Source organism: Spirosoma areae (assembly GCF_054781775.1).
This window is the reverse complement of sequence record NZ_BAAGTT010000036.1, coordinates 135,784-154,575: the sequence shown is the minus strand read 5'-3', so window position 1 is coordinate 154,575 and position 18,792 is coordinate 135,784. Positions and strand designations below refer to the sequence as shown.

At 50.0% G+C, this 18,792-nt stretch carries 26 protein-coding genes and 1 pseudogene; 5 read left to right on the top strand and 22 right to left on the bottom strand.

The annotated features are described in order from the left end of the window. Position 1: 1 nt before the first annotated feature. Genes ACYVI1_RS21590 through ACYVI1_RS21580 form a run of 3 tightly spaced genes read right to left on the bottom strand, consistent with a single transcriptional unit; the run spans position 2 to position 1,434 of the window. Positions 2–388 (bottom strand): TMEM175 family protein, encoded by a 387-nt coding sequence (locus ACYVI1_RS21590; protein WP_460912884.1) that lies wholly within the window; start codon positions 386–388, stop codon positions 2–4. Continuing rightward, positions 388–651, bottom strand: coding sequence for a TMEM175 family protein (locus tag ACYVI1_RS21585; protein WP_460912883.1), 264 nt, complete (start codon positions 649–651; stop codon positions 388–390). Before ACYVI1_RS21585 ends, ACYVI1_RS21590 begins: the two co-directional genes overlap by 1 nt. Positions 652–657: 6 nt before the next feature. Further along, positions 658–1,434, bottom strand: coding sequence for a DUF481 domain-containing protein (locus ACYVI1_RS21580; RefSeq protein ID WP_460912882.1), 777 nt, complete (start codon positions 1,432–1,434; stop codon positions 658–660). A 106-nt stretch (positions 1,435–1,540) separates the two neighbouring features. Between ACYVI1_RS21580 and ACYVI1_RS21575 the strand changes: the two genes are divergently transcribed. Next, entirely contained in the window at positions 1,541–1,918 is a 378-nt protein-coding gene (locus tag ACYVI1_RS21575; protein ID WP_460912881.1) for a GxxExxY protein, read from the top strand. 105 nt (positions 1,919–2,023) lie between these two features. Here ACYVI1_RS21575 and ACYVI1_RS21570 read toward each other — a convergent pair whose 3' ends face one another. The 4 genes from ACYVI1_RS21570 to ACYVI1_RS21555 all read right to left on the bottom strand — a co-directional run bounded on the left by ACYVI1_RS21570 (position 2,024) and on the right by ACYVI1_RS21555 (position 5,097). Further along, a complete protein-coding gene (locus ACYVI1_RS21570) occupies positions 2,024–2,959 on the bottom strand; it encodes a bestrophin family protein (RefSeq protein ID WP_460912880.1) in 936 nt (311 codons plus the stop codon). Between the two features lie 126 nt (positions 2,960–3,085). Further along, positions 3,086–3,694 (bottom strand): NADPH-dependent F420 reductase, encoded by a 609-nt coding sequence (locus ACYVI1_RS21565; protein ID WP_460912879.1) that lies wholly within the window; start codon positions 3,692–3,694, stop codon positions 3,086–3,088. Between the two features lie 159 nt (positions 3,695–3,853). Beyond that, positions 3,854–4,210, bottom strand: a complete 357-nt coding sequence (locus ACYVI1_RS21560; RefSeq protein ID WP_460912878.1) for a SnoaL-like domain-containing protein — start codon at positions 4,208–4,210, stop codon at positions 3,854–3,856. A gap of 116 nt (positions 4,211–4,326) precedes the next feature. After that, positions 4,327–5,097, bottom strand: coding sequence for a type 1 glutamine amidotransferase domain-containing protein (locus tag ACYVI1_RS21555; protein ID WP_460912875.1), 771 nt, complete (start codon positions 5,095–5,097; stop codon positions 4,327–4,329). A gap of 286 nt (positions 5,098–5,383) precedes the next feature. Between ACYVI1_RS21555 and ACYVI1_RS21550 the strand changes: the two genes are divergently transcribed. From ACYVI1_RS21550 to ACYVI1_RS21540, 3 genes are read left to right on the top strand one after another with little or no spacing between them, the layout of a single operon-like run. After that, complete coding sequence (locus tag ACYVI1_RS21550) at positions 5,384–5,758, top strand: winged helix-turn-helix transcriptional regulator (RefSeq protein WP_460912873.1); 375 nt, start codon at positions 5,384–5,386, stop codon at positions 5,756–5,758. Positions 5,759–5,811: 53 nt separating this feature from the next. Beyond that, on the top strand, positions 5,812–6,264 hold the full coding sequence (locus ACYVI1_RS21545; RefSeq protein ID WP_460912871.1) for a MarR family winged helix-turn-helix transcriptional regulator: 453 nt from the start codon (positions 5,812–5,814) through the stop codon (positions 6,262–6,264). Positions 6,265–6,311: 47 nt separating this feature from the next. After that, complete coding sequence (locus ACYVI1_RS21540) at positions 6,312–6,737, top strand: DUF6069 family protein (protein WP_460912870.1); 426 nt, start codon at positions 6,312–6,314, stop codon at positions 6,735–6,737. Positions 6,738–6,804: 67 nt separating this feature from the next. On the opposite strand, the gene ACYVI1_RS21535 is transcribed toward ACYVI1_RS21540, so the two are convergent. From ACYVI1_RS21535 to ACYVI1_RS21470, 14 genes and pseudogenes are all read right to left on the bottom strand, one after another. After that, positions 6,805–7,971, bottom strand: a complete 1,167-nt coding sequence (locus ACYVI1_RS21535; protein WP_460912869.1) for an L-dopachrome tautomerase-related protein — start codon at positions 7,969–7,971, stop codon at positions 6,805–6,807. Between the two features lie 413 nt (positions 7,972–8,384). Further along, positions 8,385–8,846 (bottom strand): DUF1569 domain-containing protein, encoded by a 462-nt coding sequence (locus tag ACYVI1_RS21530; RefSeq protein ID WP_460912868.1) that lies wholly within the window; start codon positions 8,844–8,846, stop codon positions 8,385–8,387. 4 nt (positions 8,847–8,850) lie between these two features. Then, on the bottom strand, positions 8,851–9,279 hold the full coding sequence (locus ACYVI1_RS21525) for a DUF2147 domain-containing protein (protein ID WP_460912867.1): 429 nt from the start codon (positions 9,277–9,279) through the stop codon (positions 8,851–8,853). 45 nt (positions 9,280–9,324) lie between these two features. Then, positions 9,325–10,731: pseudogene (locus ACYVI1_RS21520) on the bottom strand (aldehyde dehydrogenase family protein); the annotation flags it as partial. A 544-nt stretch (positions 10,732–11,275) separates the two neighbouring features. Next, on the bottom strand, positions 11,276–11,740 hold the full coding sequence (locus ACYVI1_RS21515) for an IS200/IS605 family transposase (RefSeq protein WP_460912865.1): 465 nt from the start codon (positions 11,738–11,740) through the stop codon (positions 11,276–11,278). Positions 11,741–12,152: 412 nt separating this feature from the next. Continuing rightward, complete coding sequence (locus ACYVI1_RS21510) at positions 12,153–12,977, bottom strand: DJ-1/PfpI family protein (RefSeq protein ID WP_460912864.1); 825 nt, start codon at positions 12,975–12,977, stop codon at positions 12,153–12,155. Positions 12,978–13,009: 32 nt separating this feature from the next. Further along, positions 13,010–13,780: an alpha/beta hydrolase gene (locus ACYVI1_RS21505; RefSeq protein ID WP_460912862.1), complete on the bottom strand. Its 771-nt coding sequence runs from the start codon at positions 13,778–13,780 to the stop codon at positions 13,010–13,012. Positions 13,781–13,788: 8 nt separating this feature from the next. After that, on the bottom strand, positions 13,789–14,604 hold the full coding sequence (locus ACYVI1_RS21500; RefSeq protein ID WP_460912861.1) for an SDR family oxidoreductase: 816 nt from the start codon (positions 14,602–14,604) through the stop codon (positions 13,789–13,791). Between the two features lie 54 nt (positions 14,605–14,658). Continuing rightward, complete coding sequence (locus tag ACYVI1_RS21495) at positions 14,659–15,234, bottom strand: TetR/AcrR family transcriptional regulator (RefSeq protein ID WP_460912860.1); 576 nt, start codon at positions 15,232–15,234, stop codon at positions 14,659–14,661. Between the two features lie 76 nt (positions 15,235–15,310). Then, positions 15,311–15,757: a DUF6036 family nucleotidyltransferase gene (locus ACYVI1_RS21490; protein WP_460912859.1), complete on the bottom strand. Its 447-nt coding sequence runs from the start codon at positions 15,755–15,757 to the stop codon at positions 15,311–15,313. After that, the gene (locus ACYVI1_RS21485) at positions 15,705–15,920 is read right to left on the bottom strand and encodes a hypothetical protein (RefSeq protein ID WP_460912857.1); all 216 of its coding nucleotides are present in this window, start codon (positions 15,918–15,920) and stop codon (positions 15,705–15,707) included. The genes ACYVI1_RS21490 and ACYVI1_RS21485 overlap by 53 nt, the downstream gene beginning before the upstream one ends. Before the next feature lie 153 nt (positions 15,921–16,073). Further along, complete coding sequence (locus ACYVI1_RS21480) at positions 16,074–16,610, bottom strand: hypothetical protein (RefSeq protein WP_460912856.1); 537 nt, start codon at positions 16,608–16,610, stop codon at positions 16,074–16,076. A gap of 2 nt (positions 16,611–16,612) precedes the next feature. Beyond that, positions 16,613–17,257 (bottom strand): SDR family NAD(P)-dependent oxidoreductase, encoded by a 645-nt coding sequence (locus ACYVI1_RS21475; protein WP_460912855.1) that lies wholly within the window; start codon positions 17,255–17,257, stop codon positions 16,613–16,615. Between the two features lie 16 nt (positions 17,258–17,273). Then, positions 17,274–17,825 carry a hypothetical protein gene (locus ACYVI1_RS21470; protein ID WP_460912854.1) on the bottom strand — a complete coding sequence of 184 codons (552 nt, stop codon included), beginning with the start codon at positions 17,823–17,825 and terminating at the stop codon, positions 17,274–17,276. 110 nt (positions 17,826–17,935) lie between these two features. Between ACYVI1_RS21470 and ACYVI1_RS21465 the strand changes: the two genes are divergently transcribed. Continuing rightward, positions 17,936–18,277, top strand: a complete 342-nt coding sequence (locus ACYVI1_RS21465) for a winged helix-turn-helix transcriptional regulator (RefSeq protein WP_460912852.1) — start codon at positions 17,936–17,938, stop codon at positions 18,275–18,277. Between the two features lie 50 nt (positions 18,278–18,327). On the opposite strand, the gene ACYVI1_RS21460 is transcribed toward ACYVI1_RS21465, so the two are convergent. Next, on the bottom strand, positions 18,328–18,777 hold the full coding sequence (locus ACYVI1_RS21460) for an SRPBCC family protein (protein WP_460912851.1): 450 nt from the start codon (positions 18,775–18,777) through the stop codon (positions 18,328–18,330). Positions 18,778–18,792: the final 15 nt, after the last annotated feature.

Below are 18,792 nucleotides of genomic sequence, written 5' to 3'. Positions count from 1 at the left end.
TTTAGTTTGCTTTGACAGCTTTAGGGAAAATGAAATAAACAGGAATAAAAAAATACACGGCAAATGCCAGATTCGTGCTGACCCAGCTCAGCCCCGCCCCAAACAAATAGAGCGAGGGACCGTAAATCAACGACAGCCAGATGCCCCGTCGAAAAACGGCAATACTAACCTCATTGTTCAGTAAGTCCGGGTGGCGCAGCACATACATCCTGAGTAAACTGAAACACAGCGCGGGAAGTGCCAGGCATACGCCATAAAAACAAACGGCCACCGGCGTTGTGGGGTAATCGCCGAGCACGCTCGTTGGGAACGGAATCAGGGCGCAGGTCATGAGCAGGATGTTGTTGAGCCAGAAAATACCCGCGTCGATACCCCGAAACATATCCATCAGCCGGTGATGCCGGAACGCCGGACCGTTTCATCCAGATGACACACACAATCAGAAATCGGACCGCCGACGCGGCTATTGACCCAACTCAGCAGTTTGGGCATAGTGACCAGAATTCCCTGCCAGACGGCGGCATTGGTCGGCGCGTCAATTTTAGGAAATTTCAAATCGAACACCAGCAGGGTTACAATCACCACGAAAACCCCGTCGCTGAAGGTTTCAACGCGCGCTTTGGTAAAACTGCCGAACTGGAACTGCGCCATCTGGATTTACGGGTGATGATTTCTTCGCAAGTTATAGGAAAGGCCGATAGTCAGCAGTTTATCGTCGGGCCGGATTTTGGTAACGACCACATTTTCATGGGTGTAGGTGTAGAGTGCATTGAAGGCCAGCCCCCGCCAAATTGGAAAATCAAAACCTACATCAGCCTGCCATCGGTAGTTGGCCGCATCGGAAAACGCAGGCTGGTAAAACGCATCATAATAAAGCCGGAGGTGGTTATCGAGCAAATAGTGCCAGCCGCCCAGCCAGGCTGTGCCGCGCCAGAGCGCAATGGTTCGGGAGCCGTTGTAGATGGTTTCGTTAAAGTCTGATACTGTGAACCGCGTAGCTTCATAAATGGCACTAACCGACAGTTTCAGCACGTTTTGCCGCGTTTTCCAAACCTGTACCGTTGCCCCAGCGCCCACAAAATAACGAAGGTCAATTTTTCGTCGGAAATTGGTTGAAACGTAGCCAATAGCGAACGGATACACGCGCTGGTATGGCCTGAAATACAGATAGTTCCGACTGAAGAGGTCGTTGTCGGCTTTGGTCGAATAAAATTCTTGGTACAAACTGGAATTCTGTGATTTAAACACTAAATCCCGGGTTGGCGCGACGGTGAAATCCAGTTTGCTCCGCAAATTCAGCACCTCCACGTTGCCCTGTTGCGAATTGCCCGTGAGTGAAACCCGCACCTGAAACAGCGTCGTGTCGCTTTCGTTAAGTTGAGCCAGCGCGGGTTGGGTGGTCATGAGGAAAAGTAAATACAGTTGGAGTCGCATTTTTTTAACAGGACGCATTTTTTTGACAGGATTACAGGATTTACAGGATTTTATTTAATCTTGCCAATCCTGTAATCCTGTCAATCCTGCCATACTTGCTTTGCTAATGGATGATAAAATCATAACTGAACAGATTATTGCTGCCGCTTATAAAGTGCACAACACACTTGGTTCAGGTTATCTGGAAAAAGTGTATGAGAACGCAATGATTATTGAATTGAAGAAGCGTGGATTTTTGGTAGCAAACCAACACCCAATTCCAGTATCGTATGAGGGCTATATCGTGGGTGATTTTGTTGCTGATTTACTCGTAGAAGACTATATCATTGTTGAGTTGAAAGCGGTCGAGAATCTACACCCGCGCCACGAGCCACAATTGGTTAATTACCTGACCTGTACGGGTCATGAAATTGGTCTGCTTATCAATTTTGGCCTTTCAGTCACGATCAAACGTAAATTTCGTCAGTACAAAAAATCCTGTTAATCGAAACGTTAGCCCGGCAATAATCCAATGCGCGATTGTTGGTATAATTGGGCGATCCGTGTGAAAAAATCCTGTTAATCCTGTAATCCTGTCCGAAAAATTACATCAGAATAAATACCCATCGACCGGTTCCAGCTTTGTTGGTAGAGTGGTTTCGCCGAGTTGCTCTTTGAGGTCGCGTTCGATGGTGTTGCACAGGGCCGTCAGCGGAACGTCGGTAATCTGATTCTCGAACGGGTCTTCGTTTACTTCACCCACCCGACCAATCACCGCAAACACAAAACTGACGACCACACAAACCGGCACCAGCATATAGGCAACGCCCATTTTGGTGAGGTCGGCAATGAGACAAAACGGCAGAATGAGCATGAAGGCATATAGGAACAACTTCGTAAAATAATGATACTGCCGCAGGAGAGGTGTGTTTTTGATGCGTTCGCAGGAGCCCTGCCAGTTACTGAAACTCGCCAGATTTGGTTCCATGCTGATGTTGTCGAACGCGCCCAGAATTTCGTCCCGCATGGCCTCTTTAATCCGAATACCCTGCTGATGAAGGAGCATATTCGGCACGTTTCCGGCCCGCGTAACCCGCTCAAATTCAGCCACCGACAGCAAATGACGAAACTCATCGTAAGTCGTTTGCCGACGCAGGTGCAGCCGCAGCGCGTGTGAAAAAGCAATCTGACGAAGCACCATTTCCTGCTTAAACCCGGCTACTTTTTCGGGCGAGGCTTTGCCAGTGGCAATGGCATTATCGGCGTTGGCGATAAGTTGCCGGGCAAAAATACGGCTGTTGTTGATGATGCCGCCCCAGACGGTACGGGCTTCCCACCAGCGCGTATACGCCGTGTTGTTCCGAAACGCAATGAAAATCGCCAGTGCCGACCCCATAATAGCCGCTATCGAAAACGGCAACGCCAGGTCGATGGCTTCCATCGCGTGCAGGGCATACACAGCTCCCGATACGGTCAGTGCAATCAGGATGGCTTCGGCGTTGTACTTAAGAACGAGAAGCGGGTTGAAATTGCGTTTGAGAATCATAAGCGACGTATCAGCAGGCTTTTCCTTTGTTACCTATTCGACAAAAAGCCCCTAACCCGCTGACTGAGGGCTACTTAGTAGATAATAAAAGGTGATGAAAATGGGCTATTTCGTTGGGCAGAATTTTCAGCGTTTGACGACTTTAATCGCAAAGTCGCGGCCCCACTTTTGCCCGAAGGCAAGGTTAATCCAGAAAAAGGCAAACTGTTCGAGCAGGGCGGCTTTATCGTCGCCACCTACGTCGTAGCACTCGCCGAAGCCCATGTCTAAAGCCAATTGGCGCACCGTTGCTTTGGCCTCCGCGCTGCCCCCGGCCATGAACATGTCGATGAGTACACCCGCATAAAGGGGGTCTTTCATGTTCTCGAAACCCGTTGAATTGAAGCACTTTACCACGTTGGCCGAACCAGTGACTTCCTTCAGCACCTGAAACGGGTCGTGGCCCTGCATCCCAACAGCATTGGTCGCGTCGATGATAATTTTTTGGGATGCGTCGCCGAGTTGCGCGGCTACGTCGCCCACGACTTTAGCGGGTGTGCTGACCAAAATCACGTCGGCTTGCCCGGCGGCTTCGGCAATGGTGTGGGCCGTGATGGTGTCGTATTTCTCCAGCAGTCCATCGGCTTTGAATTCGTCGGGGTTGCGAACGCCGAAGAAAATGCGGTGGTCTGCTTTGGCCCAGCCTTCGGCTAATGTACCGCCGATATTCCCGGCACCGATGATGGCAATGTTCATACTAATGAAGTGTTTATGTTTTTTTGTCATTCCGACGAAGCCGGGCCGCCGGAGCGGAAGAATTTTAAGGTGTCCTTACTTATATATCAGGATATTTTAAGATTTCTCCGCTCCGGCGGCCCGGCTTCGTCGGAATGACAAAGATTTGGTCACAATCGCTTAATAAAAAAACTCCTCCTGCACGATTTTGCCGTCTTTCACGGTGTACACAGCTACCTCGTTCATGGTAGACCGGTTGCCATCCTTAAAGGTGGCATCCAGCGTAATGGTGGTGGCGATGGTATTGCCTGCCACTAACGGACCACCGACACTGCCGCCGTGAAACTCCTGAATCATGGCCTGAAACTGGTTGCCTTTTTCGATAATGGCGTCCAGCCCCTGCACGGTCTGCATGCCCTGCGAGGCTTCCGGCTCAATGCTTTTGGCATCGGGGCTGTAGAGTTCACGCTGGGCCTGTTCGTACTTGCCTTCCTGGCAGAGAGTTACTAAACGGTCGGCGACTTCCTGGGTTGTCATGTTTGTAAATGGTTTTGAGTGAAAATAAGCCCTGTTTTTACGTAAGGGACCTGAGTTAGACTGTCAGCCAGAACTGGAGTAACGTGATTAGTCGCTGATGGCCCAACAAATCTACTTTATTCGCCCAAAGCCTCAATAATAACTTTGGCAGTTTCGGCACCGCTGAAGTTTTGCTGACCCGTAATCAGGTTACCGTCTCGGAAGGCGAACCCGCGCCACAGCCCAGCCTGAATGTAGTTGGCACCAATGGCTTTCATCTCGTCCTCGATGCGCCACGGCATCACGTGCTTATCGCGGGGCAGCAGATTGTAGCTCCAGACGGCGTTGTCGGCAAAATCTTCTTCCACATTGGCGAAGCCCGTTACGGTTTTGCCTTTCGCTAAGTACTCGCCGTTGCTCAGTTTGGCGTATTTCAGAATCGCCACGCCATGACAGAGCGCAGCCGCGATTTTGCCGGTTTCGTAGAATTCAACGAACTTCTTGTGCAAATCCGTCGCGTTCTCAAACGAAAACATCGGCGATTGTCCACCAGCAATCACAATAGCGTCGAAATCAGCCACGTTCAGGTCGGCGACGGGTTTGGTGTTGTCGACTAATGCTTTCAGGGCGGGTGTGTGGATGAATCCCTGGCTGATGAGGTCGGTTGATGAGTAACCGCTGGCATCGTTGGGGTCGCTCATGGCGTCGGCTTCGCAGGGTCCACCGTTGGGGCTGAATAGTTCGATTTCGTAGCCTTTCTCCTCAAAAGCTAAGTAGGGGTGGCTCAGTTCGCTCCACCAGAAACCGACCGGCCAGCCGGTGGTGGTCGATACAGCGGGGTTAGCAATCACGATGGCAACGCGCTTGGGCGTTTTGGCACTGACGATATTGGGGTCTTTTAAGCTCATGACTTTTTATTGTTGATTTATTGATTTTCGTAACCTGTGTTGCGGGTGTAGGACAAGTTCTTTTTTTGACAGGATTAACAGGATGTATTGAGCCGGATAGTCGCAAAAAAAAATCCTGTTAATCCTGTAATCCTGTCAAAAAAAACGTTTTATCATACCCATACTAAACTTGTCCTACACCCTTTGATGCAAATGTGGTAGCAAATAGTAGTATTTTTACTAAATACACTTTTTTGTGTGATACTACCCTTTTAGAGAGTAATTGATAATCAGCAGGATAGAAACTATGCCGGACTTTACCCACGACGGTCGGACGTATTACAATCCCGTCGAATTCGCGATGCATCAGATTGGCGGCACGTGGAAAATGCCCATTTTGTGGCGGCTCAACAAGAAAATGGTGCTGCGGTACAGCGAACTGAAAAAATACCTGCCGCATATCTCCCACAAGATGCTATCCACGCAACTGCGCGAACTCGAAGCGCATGGGTTCGTGACGCGGACGGTCTATGCGGTGGTGCCACCCAAAGTCGAATACCGGCTTACCGAAAAAGGAAGCCGGGCTATTCCAGTCATCGAGTTTATCCGGCAATACGGCATGGACCTGATGCGCGAAGCCGACATCGACCCCGATGTGGTATTCAGGAAGCCGGAAAAATAATCAGTTCATTGATTTAATTTGTTTACAACAACTATTGTTTATAGATTTGTATCATGAAGTTAGAGGACGAAATTCGGCAACCTGTTTTTGCTTCGCCCCTGCAACGGGCCATGGTGAATCTGCAGTTTACCTATCATTGGTTTGCCGATAAGACCGACCCTATTTTCAAAGCCCACGACCTCACCCGGCAACAATTCAATATTCTGCGGATTCTGCGCGGAAAGCATCCGCAGGTGGTGCCGGTAGGGGATGTAAAAGAAGTAATGCTCGACAAAAACCCCGACCTCACCCGCCTGTGCGACCGTTTGGTTCAGAAACAGTTAATCCACCGATGCGCCGACGAAGCCAACCGTCGGCAGGTGCTGCTGGGTATTACTGAGTTGGGCCTGGAAAAGCTGGAGCGTATTGGTATGGAGCTTAAAGGCGCATCGGAAACGCACATCGGGCTAACCGAAACCGAGGCTGGGCAACTATCCGAGCTATTAGATAAATTGAGGAAGAGTTAAAAATTTTTACTTTAATAATTGTTTAAAACAACTAACGTTTATCACAAATGAAAACAAACCAATTAAACTGGTGGCAGGCAATAGTCTTAGCCGCCGGAACCGGAGCCACCCTGAACGCACTGCTCTATGCCATTGGCCGGGCAACTGGCGTTCTGCATGATGGCGTACAGGTGGGCACTCCGCCACAAACATTGACGCTGGTTCCTGTTCTGATTTCCTCCGTGGTGCCGGTACTGGTGGCGGCTGGTGTGTTTGCTCTGTTGAATCGGTTTTCCAAGCAGCCGCTGCGGGTGTTTACCATCCTTGCCGTTGTGCTGCTGGCACTGTCATTTGCTAATCCATTTCTCGCTATTCCAAACGTAAGCGTGGCGACTGCACTGTGGCTTAACTTGATGCATATCGTGGTAGCCGGGTCCGTACTGTACTTCTTTCGTCGGCAGGTAAGTTCGCAGTCGGCGGTACTGACGCATTAACTCACCGGATTTGATTTTCCTTCGCCCCAACCGACGTAATGAGATTATGTCGGTTGGGGCGAAGGCGTTACTGTCCGGCTCTGGCCGGGGCTAAGGCTTTGAATTTCCAGAGGTAATAGGGGGCGTTTTCGCGCATGTGGCCCTTGCTCTTCATCATCATATCGGGAATGTCGCTGTCGGCCACGTACACGTAACCATCTGGTCCAAAGCTCATTCCATCGGGCCAGCGCATTTTTGGGTGGCTCACTAATGTAAACTGTTTTTTGCTGGAATCCAGCACCGTGATGGCCCCGTTTTCGATGTCGGTCAGGTAGATGTTGTTGGCGTTGTCCATCGTGATGCCGTCGCACTGACCCCGGTTGGTGGCGTAAGTTTCGACTTTAGCGGCCAGTTCATCGGGCGAAAGCTGCTCGTTGTTCAGGTCGGCTAATTTGATGCGGTACATCGTTTTGCCGCTCATGGGGCCGTAGTACAAGTATTCGTTCTTGCGGTCCAGCGCAATGGGGTCAACGGCGGGGTGGAAATGATAGAGCGGCCCGGCGGGTTTCATTTCCCGGCCTTTGTTGACGACGTTATAATTGCCTTCAACCTTTACACTGATGTGGTTTTCGAGCAGCCGACGGCTCTTTTTTGTCGCTATATCGACAACGACCAACGCCGGGGTTTGCCCAAACGCCGATAGTTCGGCGATGTAGATTTTGGCGCAGGCCGTGTCAATCTGCATATCCTGGGCGTAGGAGCCTTTGCCCGCCACCTCTTTCGGCAAGTCAATTTGCGTGACGAGTTGCCGGGTGTCGATGTCGAAGCAGAGCAGGCGCGGGGTCTTGAACCCGTTCTGGCCGTGGTCGAGGGTCCACAGGCGGTTATTCGCGTCGATGCGAACATTAAAGATAGCATCCAGAAACACCGGCCCATTTTTGTCGCTTTGCCATTGCTCATTCGGGAACGGCACGGGTTTACCGTCGACCAACTCCCACACTTTCACCTCCGGGCGACCCTCGGCGTGGTACGTGCAGAAAATACGACCTTCTTTCGATACTGCTAAATTGCCCGGTGGTTCGGGCAGCGTCGCTACGATATGCAGGCTATCCTGTGGCCAGCGGGCTGGTGTCGCTACGTTGGTAAACGGCTCACCACTACCGCCATACCGAGAATAAAACCAGGTCAGAAATAGCAGAAGAATTGTAAAGATGAACAGTAATGTCCACTTAAAGACGCGCAAAAGTTGTTTCATGAGATGATATTAGCTGGTTTGTGTCAGTGATAAAGTTTGACAAAAGCTCTACAGGAGCGTTAATAAAGCCCTGTAGGGGCATTGGTTTGGTAGCCGAAAAGAAGCCATTATTTCGATAAAGCCCCGTCGGGGCGCAGGTCTGGTAACAAATGAAAAGAAGCAGGTTTCATTTAGCCCCGTAGGGGGCGCAGGTCTGGTAGTTGAGAAATGGCAAAATCCCGTAAAAGCCCTATAGTGGCTTTGGTTTGTAAATAATTCAAACAAAAACCGTTTGTCGTAATCCATTTCAAATCTACCATAGCTGCGCCCCAAAGGGGCTTTATGGGAACAATGGCCTCGTATCGGCTACCAGACCCGCGCCCCGACGGGGCTTTATGAGAACAATGGCTTACTTGTTATATCGAATCTGCGCCTTACACGCCAAACTGCCGCAGATGGTGGTCGAGGTGGAGGTAGATGAAACGTCCGTATTGCTCCCGATTGAGGGCACCGTAGCCGGGATGTGCCGAGAAGACGTACCCAGCCGGTTTTTGGATAAACTCGTCTATGGCCGTCAGCAGTAGTTTCTGGTCGTTGGCGAAGGTGGTTGGTTTCGTGCCGAGACCGCCCGCATCCTGTGCCATGTCGATGGGAGCTGTGATGCCTTTCGGAATTTTGGGCAGCATGAGGGCAATATGAATCGCCACGTTCCGGTTGAACCACGATGCCGTTTCGGTGGCGGGTTTCTGCGCCAGGGCCAGCCGAATCTGGTCGGTAGTGTGGCACAGCATCTGTTGCACCGTCATGGTGCCCCACTGCCGCTGGGTGCCGGGCGTGATGGACGAAATGCGCTGTTGAACTTCGCGCAAATCACTGATTTTAAGGATGTTTTTCATGGAATTAGATTTTTTGCCAGACAGTGGTTCGCCCAAATAATGACATCCCGACGTAGCCTCTGATGTCGAGGTTATTGCCTTTCTTTTTTATTTTGCAGGAATAGGTTTTATCTTCTTCGGGGTCATAAATGGTGCCCTGTTCCCAGGTGCCATCGTCGTAGCTAAAATCCTTCAGAATCACCATGTCTTTGAATGGCTTCCCGTTTTTGGCTAATCGGGGCGTTTTTCCGTCGGCTTCATACATGCGCGCACCCCAGAACAACTTGCCGTAGTATTTGCCGTTGGATGATTTGTATATTTCTATTTTGGCGTCCTTTTTTTCGGACATCCAGTTGCCCAGAATGGCATCCGCCGACTGACCGAACGAGAGCGACGTAGTAAATAAAAGAGCTGCGCCCAGCAGCAGGCGGGTAATTTGGGGATTGGTTTTCATTGTTGAAATTTTCGTTAACTAACTAATAATTAGTGAATTGATATTTTACAGAATATGGAATTTCTCCATTTTCTTAATCGTCTCAAACTTGCCTTTATAGGGCGGGTATTTTACCGGCAGGTCCAGGATATGAGCGGTAGGGGCTTCCATCACGGCTTTGTAATGCGTAAACACATCGAAGGTGGCCTTGCCATGATAGCTGCCCATGCCACTGTTACCCACGCCACCAAAAGGCAGGGAATTGGTGCCACCGTCTGCCATGCAATCGTTAATGGTGATACCACCGGAGGAAGTCTGACGAATGATTTTGGCCTTGTTCCCGGCATCCTTACTGAAAAAATAAAGGGCCAGTGGCTTCTCTTTGTGCTGATGAATTTTGATTAATTCCTCTAAGTCGTCAAATTCCAGTACGGGCAAAATAGGGCCGAAAATTTCTTCCTGCATCACCGCGTCGTCTTCCCCGATATTGTCCAGTAGGGTTGGCTCGATGTAACGCGTAGCCTTGTCCGATTTACCACCATAGACGGTTGTACCATTGCCGAGGTACGTGACCAGCCGGTCGAAATTCCGGTCGTTGATGATAAAGCCGTAATCGTCGCTCTGGCTGGCATCTTCGCCAAAAAACTGGACGATGTATTTCCTGCAGGCCGCCATAAATTCCTGCTTGACTGCGCGATGCACATACACATGGTCGACGGTAACGCAAATCTGCCCCGTGTTGAATAATTTGCACCAGATAATTCGTTTGGCCGCCTGGTCGATGTCCGCCGTTTCGTCAACAATGGCGGGGCTTTTACCGCCCAGTTCGAGGGTGCAGGGAACCAGATATTTACTCGCAGCGGCCTGAATAATTTTCCCAACTTTTGGGCTACCGGTGAAGAAAATATAATCTAATTTTTCCTCCATCAGCATGGTCGTTATTTCGCTTTTCCCTTCGAGACAAATGACGTATTCGGGCGAAAAAAATTCTTCGGTAATTTTGGTGGCTACCCGCGCACAGGCCGCGCTATCGCTGGCGGGCTTTAGAATGGCGGTGTTCCCCGCAGCTATGGCCCCGATGAGGGGCGAAAATAATTGCAACAGCGGAAAATTCCAGGCACTGATAATCAGAGCGATACCATACGGTTCGGGATACAGTCGACTCTCGGCCATGAAAAACAACGTCGGCGTTTTCACTTTTTTATCGTCGGTCCAGTCGTTGATATGTTTCAGCGCGTAGTCCAACTCTTCCATATTCATGTGCAGTTCCATGAAATAGGTTTCCACGTCGGCCCGGCCCATATCGGTTTTCACCGCTTCAATCATTTCGCTTTCGTATTTTTTGAAAGCCGCTTTGAGTTTTTTCAGGTGTTCAATCCTGAAATTGACGTCCAGGGTTTTTCCTGAATTAAAAAAATCGCGTTGTTTCTGAACGACGTCAATGATTTGTTGCTGGTTCATTTGTGAAAAAAGTAATAGGTGATGATTAGTTTTTTACGTGTATTAAAGCTGAGCCCCTACAGGGCTTTGGTGGAATGGGATGGCTGTCATCTACCAGACCTGCGCCCCTACAGGGCTTTGTGTGGAATGGGGATTCTGTTTATCTACCAGACCTGCGCCCCTACGGGGCTTTGTGTGACATTCTGTTTTCTGCTGGCTACCTACCAGACCTGCACCCCTACGGGGCTTTGTGCGACATTATGTTTTCTGCTGGCTACCAGACCTGCGCCCCTACGGGGCTTTGTGTGACATTCTGTTTTCTGTTGGCTACTACCAGACCTTCACCCCTACGGGGCTTGGGTGCATGAAAAGCCGTTATTTCCACCCAAACCCCGTAGGGGTGAAGGTCTGGTAGCTAATAAAAAGACCTTGTTTCAACCCAAGCCCCGTAGGGGTGAAGGTCTGGTAGCCAATAAGAAGACCTTGTTCCCCAAGCCCTGTAGGGGCGCAGGTCTGGTAGTAGCCAATAAAAGATGTTGTCCCGCAAGCCCCGTAGGGGTGCAGGTCTGGTCGAACGTCATTCGTGAAATTCAAACAAATACCGCTCGTCATAATCAATCTCATGTGCATCCAGCATTCCGATGTATTCATCGCGGAACGTCTTCGTCCGATGGTGGCTTTCCTGATTCATGATATACTGGATTACCTTGTGTCTCTGCAACCTTGAGTGAGCAAAAGCTCCATACCCATCCTGCCAGTTGAAATGGCCCTTCACAAAGCCATTGTCATTGACCCAGCCTGAGCTTTTGCTTTTTACAATTTTCAATACGTCCGCGATGGTTTGGGTGGTCTTCATTTCAAAGAAGATGTGGACGTGGTCTTTCCATCCTCCCACAGCAAGTGCATAATTTGTTTCGGACGCAAGAATGCCACTTATGTATTCGTGCAGCCGGTCGCGCCAGGGTGCAAGGATAATATTTTCACGACGGGCTACGGCAAAGACGGCGTGAATCGGAATTTGGGTGAATGTTTTGGGTTTCATTGCCATTCTACCAGACCTGCGCCCCTACGGGGCTTTGTGTGACCTTGTGTTTTCTATTGGCTACCAGACCTACGCCCCTACGGGGCTTTGTGCGACATTATGTTTTCTGCTGGCTACCAGACACCTGCGCCCCTACGGGGCTTTGTGTAATGGGGTTGCTTCTTATCAGGCTACCAAACCGGTGCCCCTACGGGGCTTTAGTGGTGGATAATTCCTTTTTATGAATTTGACATTGGTAACTCTTCTGTAGTCAGTTCCCTCAAGCCCCGTAGGGGCACCGGTTTGGTAGCCAGGGAATAATCAACCCCTATAAAGCCCTGTAGGGGCGCAACTTTGGTAGATAAACAGAATCCCCATTCCATGCTAAGCCCTGTAGGGGCGCAGCTTTGGTAGTCTGATAAAGGATTCCCCATCACACAAAGCCCTGTAGGGGCGTAGCTCTGGTAGGCTTCCCCGCCAAATACGTCTCAATTTTGGGCAGTAACCGCTTTCCCAGTTCGACACCGGCATACGGGTCCTGACCCGTGATGAGTTCGCGGTCTTCGACTACGTTGCTCACCATCGGAATGTTCACCTGTTGCATGTCGGCACCGAGCCGTTCCAGAATCCGCTGTGGGTAATCGGGAATGTGGCCCGTCATGACCTTAAAGCCCGGCATATCTTCAATCAGCCGTTCGCTGAGCATCGTCACGCAGGTCATTTTATACCCTTTGTAGAGCCAGTTACCGTCAATTGCCGGAGCCGCTCCCAACACGGCGGGCGCGTGGCAAATGAGCGCGGTTGGCTTTTGTGCTTCGTGAAAGTGCAGGAGTAACTGGCCCGTTTCGGCATTGAGTTCGGGGCCAGTGAGCCAGTTTTTGTACAGAATGTCGGTCATCGGCGCGTGACCGCCGGGCACAAACAGCACATCGAAGCTATTGAGCAGGCTGGCATTGGCCAGTATGTCGCTCAGTTTGCGGGGCGTTTCGATACCCAGCGGTTTCAGCGTCTCATAAAATGCCTGAGCACGCTGGAGTTTTTTGCTCGAAAAGCCCCAGTACATAAGCCGGAATGATGACTTGTCGATATGTGGCCCGCGCCCGTCGGGGCTAACAAACTGAATACGGTGCCCGGCTTCGATAAGCGGTTCGAGTGGTTCGGTCAGTTCGCCCAGGAAAACGCCTACGCCGTGCGAACCGCCCTCGCGGTAGGGTACGGCAGTTGCCGACGAAACATACACTAAGATATTGGCTTTCATAGCTAAAGAGTGAGTGAGGGAAAGCTAATTCGTTAGGCCGCGCTTTCCGGTATCCAGTTGGCAACGTAACCGGCGACTTCCTGCCAGCCCGGCTCTCCGCAAATGAAGTGGTCGCGATTGGCGAATAGTTTGAAATCGGTGCGGCTGGTTTTATCGGTGTAGGCCCGGTAGTTTTTTTCGTTCAAACTGGCCGGAACAATGTGGTCGTTCTCCCCGGCGATGAACAGCAACGGCGCATGTGGTTTACTGACGTCAATTTTGCCCGCTTTGCCCGTACTTGACCGGGCCACGTTGCGGCTTTCGGGGACCGCGAAATCGGCCAACGCCTGCCGGGCCTGGTCGGGCGTCAGGGTATTGCAAAAGGCGTAGTGGAAATGCCTCTCATCCATGACGAACGGTTTGTCACCCGCCAGTGGGTTCAGTACGGGAAGGTTGCTTTTTAAAAAACTCCATTCAAAACTGAGCATTCCGTTGGGCGCGGCACTGTCGATGCAAATACCGGCCTGAGCTAACCCTTTGGCAACCAGTACCTGAACGATTAGCCCGCCCATCGAATGGCCAACCAAAACCGGCTTTTGGGGGAGTTTAGCAAGATACGTTTCCATCGCACTAATCACTTCATCGAGCGTTAGTTTGCCGAGTAACGGGTGAATTTGCCGCTGCAACTGAGCGGGGTCGCCTTCGTGATACGGCCAGGCCGGGGCGTGAGTTTCGTAGCCTGACTTTTCAAAATACTGCCGCCAGTTATCCCAGCTTTTGGGATTCATGAACATGCCGTGTATAAAAACGATGGGTGGGTTCATGGCTGGGTTTAGAGTTTATAGCTGCTCTTCACGATGCCGATAAATAGCTTTTCGGGCAGGAGTTTCCGCAGGCGGAGCAGCATGGGGGCCGGGGCACCTACCGGATAACGGAGTTTGCTATTGTTGTCGGTGGCGGCTTTCAGAATGGCTTCGGCTACTTTCCGGGGCGATTCGCCTTTTTCCCCCGCTTCCATGTTCACTTTCTCGACTTTCTCGATGAAACTGTCATACGCCTTTGTGTAATCGGGTTTTATGAACTGACGACCTGCGCCGTAGAACTCAGTTTTAATAGCGCCCGGCTCGATAAGTTTCAGCCGGATGTTGAACGGGGCAAGTTCATAATGTAGGGCTTCGGTGAATCCTTCGACCGCCCATTTGGTGCCATGATAGATGCTGTAGAGTGGAAACGCCAGCCGCCCGCCCATCGAAGCAATCTGCACAATGGTGCCACCGCCCTGTTCGCGCATCAGTTTGGCAGCTTCCCGCGTTACCCGCATCAGGCCAAACACGTTCGTATTGAACTGACCTTCAATGACTTCGTCGGTCATGGCTTCAAACACGCCATCCACGCCAAAACCCGCATTGTTGACCACCACGTCGATACGGCCAAAGTCTTTTTTGACGGCTGCCAGTGCTGCCTGAATGGTATCGGTTTTGGTGACGTCGAGGGCGTAGAGTTTCACCCCCGGCCAGGTTTGCATTTCGCCCTCTTTGGCGGGTGTGCGGAGGGTAGCGGCTACGTTCCAGCCTTTATCCGAAAATTCTTTAACGGCAGCCCGGCCAATGCCCGACGATGTACCCGTGATTAAAACTGTTTTTTTCATTTTTTGATATGTGTTAACTAAAGTGAATAAATATTCATTTTTCGGTGAAAAAAATTAGCGACGCACACTATTCCAGGCCATGTTGCAACACAATTCCATGAGTGGCGCGTCAATAGTCAGGCCACTATGCAGCGAATATTTAATGATTTCGTGGATGGACCCCATCAGTTGCGCTTTGATGATTTCGGTATCGGTGTTGAGCAGGATACCGCTTTGTTTGCCCGCGTCAATGAAGTGGTCAAGAGGTAAATAGAAATCGTTCGCCTTCTTTCGGGCATCTTCGGGCAGATAACCGCTGTACATGAACTGCTCCACAAACAGCATTTCGGCGGGATGGGCGTAACAATAGCTGAAATAGGCTTTCCAAAGGTTCTGGAACGATTCGTAGTAGTTACCCTCTACGACTTTCGCGCCCAGCAGTCCCGTAGCGATTCGCTGTTTGGTATCAGCAAAAGCCTCAGCTACAAGGGCCTCCTTGCTGTTGTAATACACATAGAGCGTACCTGTTGCCAGTCCTGCTTCTTTGGCGACGTCGGCCATTTTCAGCCCGCTGAAACCCGTGCGGAGAACCAGCGTTCGGGCGGCTTCGTGAATGGCTTCAATTTTGGTGTCGTCTTTGGCGCGTGGCATTCGGTTTCGTTGAAGTACAGCGCAAAGATAGGTGAATAGAAATTCATCTACCAAACTTTAGCGAATAAAAATTCAATTATTTTCTGTCGACGGGCAGATTTTCTATATCGCGCAGGTCCTGTGGGCGGCCGAGTGCCCGTTTGTTACGAATCAAATCGGGCAGACTGATTACGTTGGTCGGCACATGTTCAATTAACAGCACAACCCGGTTCTGGTAGCATTCATCGAAGGTAACGCCCAGCGTGAAGGTCATCAGGTCAATCCATTCATCATACCGGTTGAAGGACAGGTAGCTGGGCACCTTCGTGAAGTCCTCGTGGTCAAACTCGCCACTTGTATACCCATACCGATACAGGGCCTTTAGCAACCGGTCGGCGTTTTCGGGACTTGGCCGCACGAAAATATCGATATCGGCGGTGGTGCGTAGATAACCGTGGGCAATTACGGCATGCCCCCCCAGCACGACATACTCAACGCTTTCCTCGTTGAATAGGCTTATCAGATTTAAGTACCTGTCTTCCATTGCCTAACGGTGGGTTTGCCGGGTTCGCATAATAAATGGCTTTGGCCCGCCGGATGAGCTTGAGCGCTGCCGCCAGCCGTTCCTGGGGCGTTTTTGCCCACCAGTAGTCTTTGTCGTAAGCGGGAATGTCGTCGGGGTTACTGGACTTACGAATGATGGACATAAAATCAGGCGTTTCGAACCGGTATTCAGACCCAATATAGGGCTATAAATGTTTCTGAAAAATAAGTTCAGCCATTCGTTGGGTGGCATCGTCTATCCCGACTTAATCATTCGCTATGGTGAGACTAACAGTACGGTATGTTTCACAATCACGTTAACGAGCTAACCATTGACCGAACAGTTTAGTCAGGAACGGCAAAAGTAGAAACGTCATCAGACTGACCATGACCACAACACCAAAAAGACTTCTTAAAAGTGCAGGTATATGCAGCCAATCAAAAACCTGTTGAAGAATAGGAATTAGCGTGTTGAGCAGGATAAAAATAACACAAATGGTTATCAGCACCATCTTCCATTTTTTGGGTGGCCTGACCGCCGGAAACATAAATTCCAATCCGGCAAGTTGAGACTTCGCCTGTATCGCTTCAATAAAACGTTCACCTTTTTTGGTTTGCTGAATTCGTTCTGTTGAATTTTCCCAGGCCTGAAGATATTGATTATTGCTGAACGTGAAAATGTTTACCAATTCTCTTTCAACTTCTGCCGAAATACAAATACTTTTTTCGACAAACCCCTCAAAATTGCGTGCAATAGACGCCGTTTCCAGCATCCATTGCACGCATTCATCTTTACAGCCTTCTTTGTAGTTTATCTTTAGGACAGTAGTTACTGCAAATGCATGGTCCGCCATGATTAGAGTTGTATTTCAAAGGCGGTTCTATCGGCATATAATTTCCAGAAATGGCGGGCAATGTTATCCGGATTGTGCACCTCCGATTCGGGTGTAACATAGCCCTTTATGGTAAGGGTGCCAACAAAAATGCCCTTTTTGCCGAGTGCCTGCGAAAGGCTTTCCGACAAATTACGAAGCCCGGCTTTGCCGATTGAGAGCGAGGCAAAATCGGCAGAAGGATACATCGCAAAACCGCCACCGGTTGTGAGGATGGCACCCGCATTAGCTTCCAGTTCAGTCTGGGTTACTAAGGCTATCGTTTGGAGTCCGGCCACGTTTACCTTAAAATCGGCTATCAGGGTTTCGGCGGTTTCATCCAGCACATTCACCATCCGCATGGCGGCAGCGTTGTAATGGACTACATCTATTCGGCCTAACGCGGCTTTAATGTCGGCCACTGTTTTCTGCATAGCCGCTTCATCGCTGACATCGCCCGTAAACGCCTGAGAAACAATGTTTTCGTTGGTTAGCTCCTCGGTAAACGAGTTAAGCTTTTCTGCATTTCTGCTAACCAGGGCGATGGAAAACCCCTGGCGGCCAAACGCTTTCGCGACCGATTGACTGATGCCGGCACCGGCACCTAAAATGACTAATACTTTGTTCATGCTTATTGGGTCAATTTCAAAAATTCACACTGAACTCGTTTACTTTTTTAAGCGGCACCTGGAGCGAATCCGCGCGTTTGGCTGCCGTATCAGGTGCCGACCCATCGGCAGGCCGTTCGCCGTAGTACAATAAATCCCCAGCCACTTTTGTCAAATCATATTCTTTATACTCGCCGATAACCATACCCATAATGCCCTGACCGGCCACCGAAACTTCCTGCCGCAACCCCGCCCTCCAGGGTTGCAGATACTCGGCGGGCATACTGTTGAGCATATCGACCATAGCCTGCGAATGGGGCGTAACAGCGATTTTAGTAAAGTCGAAATCTGTTTCTGTTGCACCGGCAACGCTTGCCGATGGCCCTAAAAACTGGTAAGGCCCGATTACCTCAACGGTGATGTTCTTATCGGTGTACGTAGCATCGGTGTAAAAAACCAACGTGCCGTGGGCTTCGGTTTCGGTGTTATAAAAGTACCGGTGCAAAAAATAGTCACCGCCCCAGGGGTTAGGGCGTACCTCGTGCCCAGCACTTTCCCACTTACCTGCAATTGATGTTACTGCTGACATTTTTCTTAGTTTCAAAAGTTTGATGAGGCAAAAGTATACAGCATTAGTTACCTTTGGAAACTAATGCTGATTATAGGCGAAAAAAGTGGTTACACAAACGTAACAGTGACATGAAACAATCAAGAATCTTTGAAAATCCAACCGATTGCCCGGTGGTGCATACCATGAGCATTCTTGGCGGCCGGTGGAAACCTATTATACTTTACTGCCTGATGGGGGGTAAACTGCGGTTTGGCAAGTTGTCGTTATTTATACCTACCATTTCAAGAAAAATATTGACCGAGCAATTGAAAGAATTAGAGGGCTACGGCCTGATAAAGCGGGAAGAATTTAATGAAGTACCGCCAAAGGTTGAATATAGTTTAACCAAATTGGGCGAGAGCTTAATTCCCGTAATCAACGCCATGTGTGCCTGGGGGCAAAACGAAGGTCGAACAGTTGTGAGTCACTAAATCCTACATTATCTAATATCCAGGCGCACATTGGGATTTTGGCGGGCCGATTAAGATTGCGTTGTTTCGGCATACTGTTTAAACTCACTAAAGCTTTCGGGAAGCCGCTTTTTGAACCCATTCATCACGACATTTTTCATCAACTTGCCCAACCCTTTGGGTTCAAAATTCACGGTCTGCGTAAACAGGGTTTTGTCAGGGCCAAGTCGGTCAACGGTATAGGTATGCCGGAACTCACCCAAATTGATGAAGCCGAAAATCAGGAGTTTTGAATAGTGCGTAAATTCTTTATTGAGCACCACGTTTTCAAAATGCACGGTCGCTTTCCCCGACCCTTTAAACGTGCCCGTCATCACGGTACCCGTCCTGATTTCCCCTTTTGGTTCGATGGCTACGTCCAGATACAGGGTGTTCCACCTGACCTGCTCAAATGGGTCGGCCAACTGCCGGTAAACCTGTTCAATGGGCGCATTGATTTCTCGTTTCTCGCTTAGTTTCATCGTCTTGTTTGGTTT

Excerpts from the sequence above, each read along its gene's own strand:
- ACYVI1_RS21545 (WP_460912871.1), top strand. The coding sequence starts at position 5,812 with ATGAAGTTAGAGGACGAAATTCGGCAACCTGTTTTTGCTTCGCCCCTG.
- ACYVI1_RS21485 (WP_460912857.1), bottom strand. The coding sequence starts at position 15,920 with ATGTCCATCATTCGTAAGTCCAGTAACCCCGACGACATTCCCGCTTAC.
- ACYVI1_RS21555 (WP_460912875.1), bottom strand. The coding sequence starts at position 5,097 with ATGAGCTTAAAAGACCCCAATATCGTCAGTGCCAAAACGCCCAAGCGC.
- ACYVI1_RS21460 (WP_460912851.1), bottom strand. The coding sequence starts at position 18,777 with ATGAAACTAAGCGAGAAACGAGAAATCAATGCGCCCATTGAACAGGTT.
- ACYVI1_RS21525 (WP_460912867.1), bottom strand. The coding sequence starts at position 9,279 with ATGAAAACCAATCCCCAAATTACCCGCCTGCTGCTGGGCGCAGCTCTT.
- ACYVI1_RS21475 (WP_460912855.1), bottom strand. The coding sequence starts at position 17,257 with ATGAACAAAGTATTAGTCATTTTAGGTGCCGGTGCCGGCATCAGTCAA.
- ACYVI1_RS21495 (WP_460912860.1), bottom strand. The coding sequence starts at position 15,234 with ATGCCACGCGCCAAAGACGACACCAAAATTGAAGCCATTCACGAAGCC.
- ACYVI1_RS21530 (WP_460912868.1), bottom strand. The coding sequence starts at position 8,846 with ATGAAAAACATCCTTAAAATCAGTGATTTGCGCGAAGTTCAACAGCGC.
- ACYVI1_RS21580 (WP_460912882.1), bottom strand. The coding sequence starts at position 1,434 with ATGCGACTCCAACTGTATTTACTTTTCCTCATGACCACCCAACCCGCG.
- ACYVI1_RS21550 (WP_460912873.1), top strand. The coding sequence starts at position 5,384 with ATGCCGGACTTTACCCACGACGGTCGGACGTATTACAATCCCGTCGAA.
- ACYVI1_RS21490 (WP_460912859.1), bottom strand. The coding sequence starts at position 15,757 with ATGGAAGACAGGTACTTAAATCTGATAAGCCTATTCAACGAGGAAAGC.
- ACYVI1_RS21535 (WP_460912869.1), bottom strand. The coding sequence starts at position 7,971 with ATGAAACAACTTTTGCGCGTCTTTAAGTGGACATTACTGTTCATCTTT.
- ACYVI1_RS21480 (WP_460912856.1), bottom strand. The coding sequence starts at position 16,610 with ATGGCGGACCATGCATTTGCAGTAACTACTGTCCTAAAGATAAACTAC.
- ACYVI1_RS21540 (WP_460912870.1), top strand. The coding sequence starts at position 6,312 with ATGAAAACAAACCAATTAAACTGGTGGCAGGCAATAGTCTTAGCCGCC.
- ACYVI1_RS21575 (WP_460912881.1), top strand. The coding sequence starts at position 1,541 with ATGGATGATAAAATCATAACTGAACAGATTATTGCTGCCGCTTATAAA.
- ACYVI1_RS21590 (WP_460912884.1), bottom strand. The coding sequence starts at position 388 with ATGGATATGTTTCGGGGTATCGACGCGGGTATTTTCTGGCTCAACAAC.
- ACYVI1_RS21505 (WP_460912862.1), bottom strand. The coding sequence starts at position 13,780 with ATGAACCCACCCATCGTTTTTATACACGGCATGTTCATGAATCCCAAA.
- ACYVI1_RS21465 (WP_460912852.1), top strand. The coding sequence starts at position 17,936 with ATGAAACAATCAAGAATCTTTGAAAATCCAACCGATTGCCCGGTGGTG.
- ACYVI1_RS21565 (WP_460912879.1), bottom strand. The coding sequence starts at position 3,694 with ATGAACATTGCCATCATCGGTGCCGGGAATATCGGCGGTACATTAGCC.
- ACYVI1_RS21515 (WP_460912865.1), bottom strand. The coding sequence starts at position 11,740 with ATGAAACCCAAAACATTCACCCAAATTCCGATTCACGCCGTCTTTGCC.
- ACYVI1_RS21570 (WP_460912880.1), bottom strand. The coding sequence starts at position 2,959 with ATGATTCTCAAACGCAATTTCAACCCGCTTCTCGTTCTTAAGTACAAC.
- ACYVI1_RS21470 (WP_460912854.1), bottom strand. The coding sequence starts at position 17,825 with ATGTCAGCAGTAACATCAATTGCAGGTAAGTGGGAAAGTGCTGGGCAC.
- ACYVI1_RS21510 (WP_460912864.1), bottom strand. The coding sequence starts at position 12,977 with ATGAAAGCCAATATCTTAGTGTATGTTTCGTCGGCAACTGCCGTACCC.
- ACYVI1_RS21500 (WP_460912861.1), bottom strand. The coding sequence starts at position 14,604 with ATGAAAAAAACAGTTTTAATCACGGGTACATCGTCGGGCATTGGCCGG.
- ACYVI1_RS21560 (WP_460912878.1), bottom strand. The coding sequence starts at position 4,210 with ATGACAACCCAGGAAGTCGCCGACCGTTTAGTAACTCTCTGCCAGGAA.
- ACYVI1_RS21585 (WP_460912883.1), bottom strand. The coding sequence starts at position 651 with ATGGCGCAGTTCCAGTTCGGCAGTTTTACCAAAGCGCGCGTTGAAACC.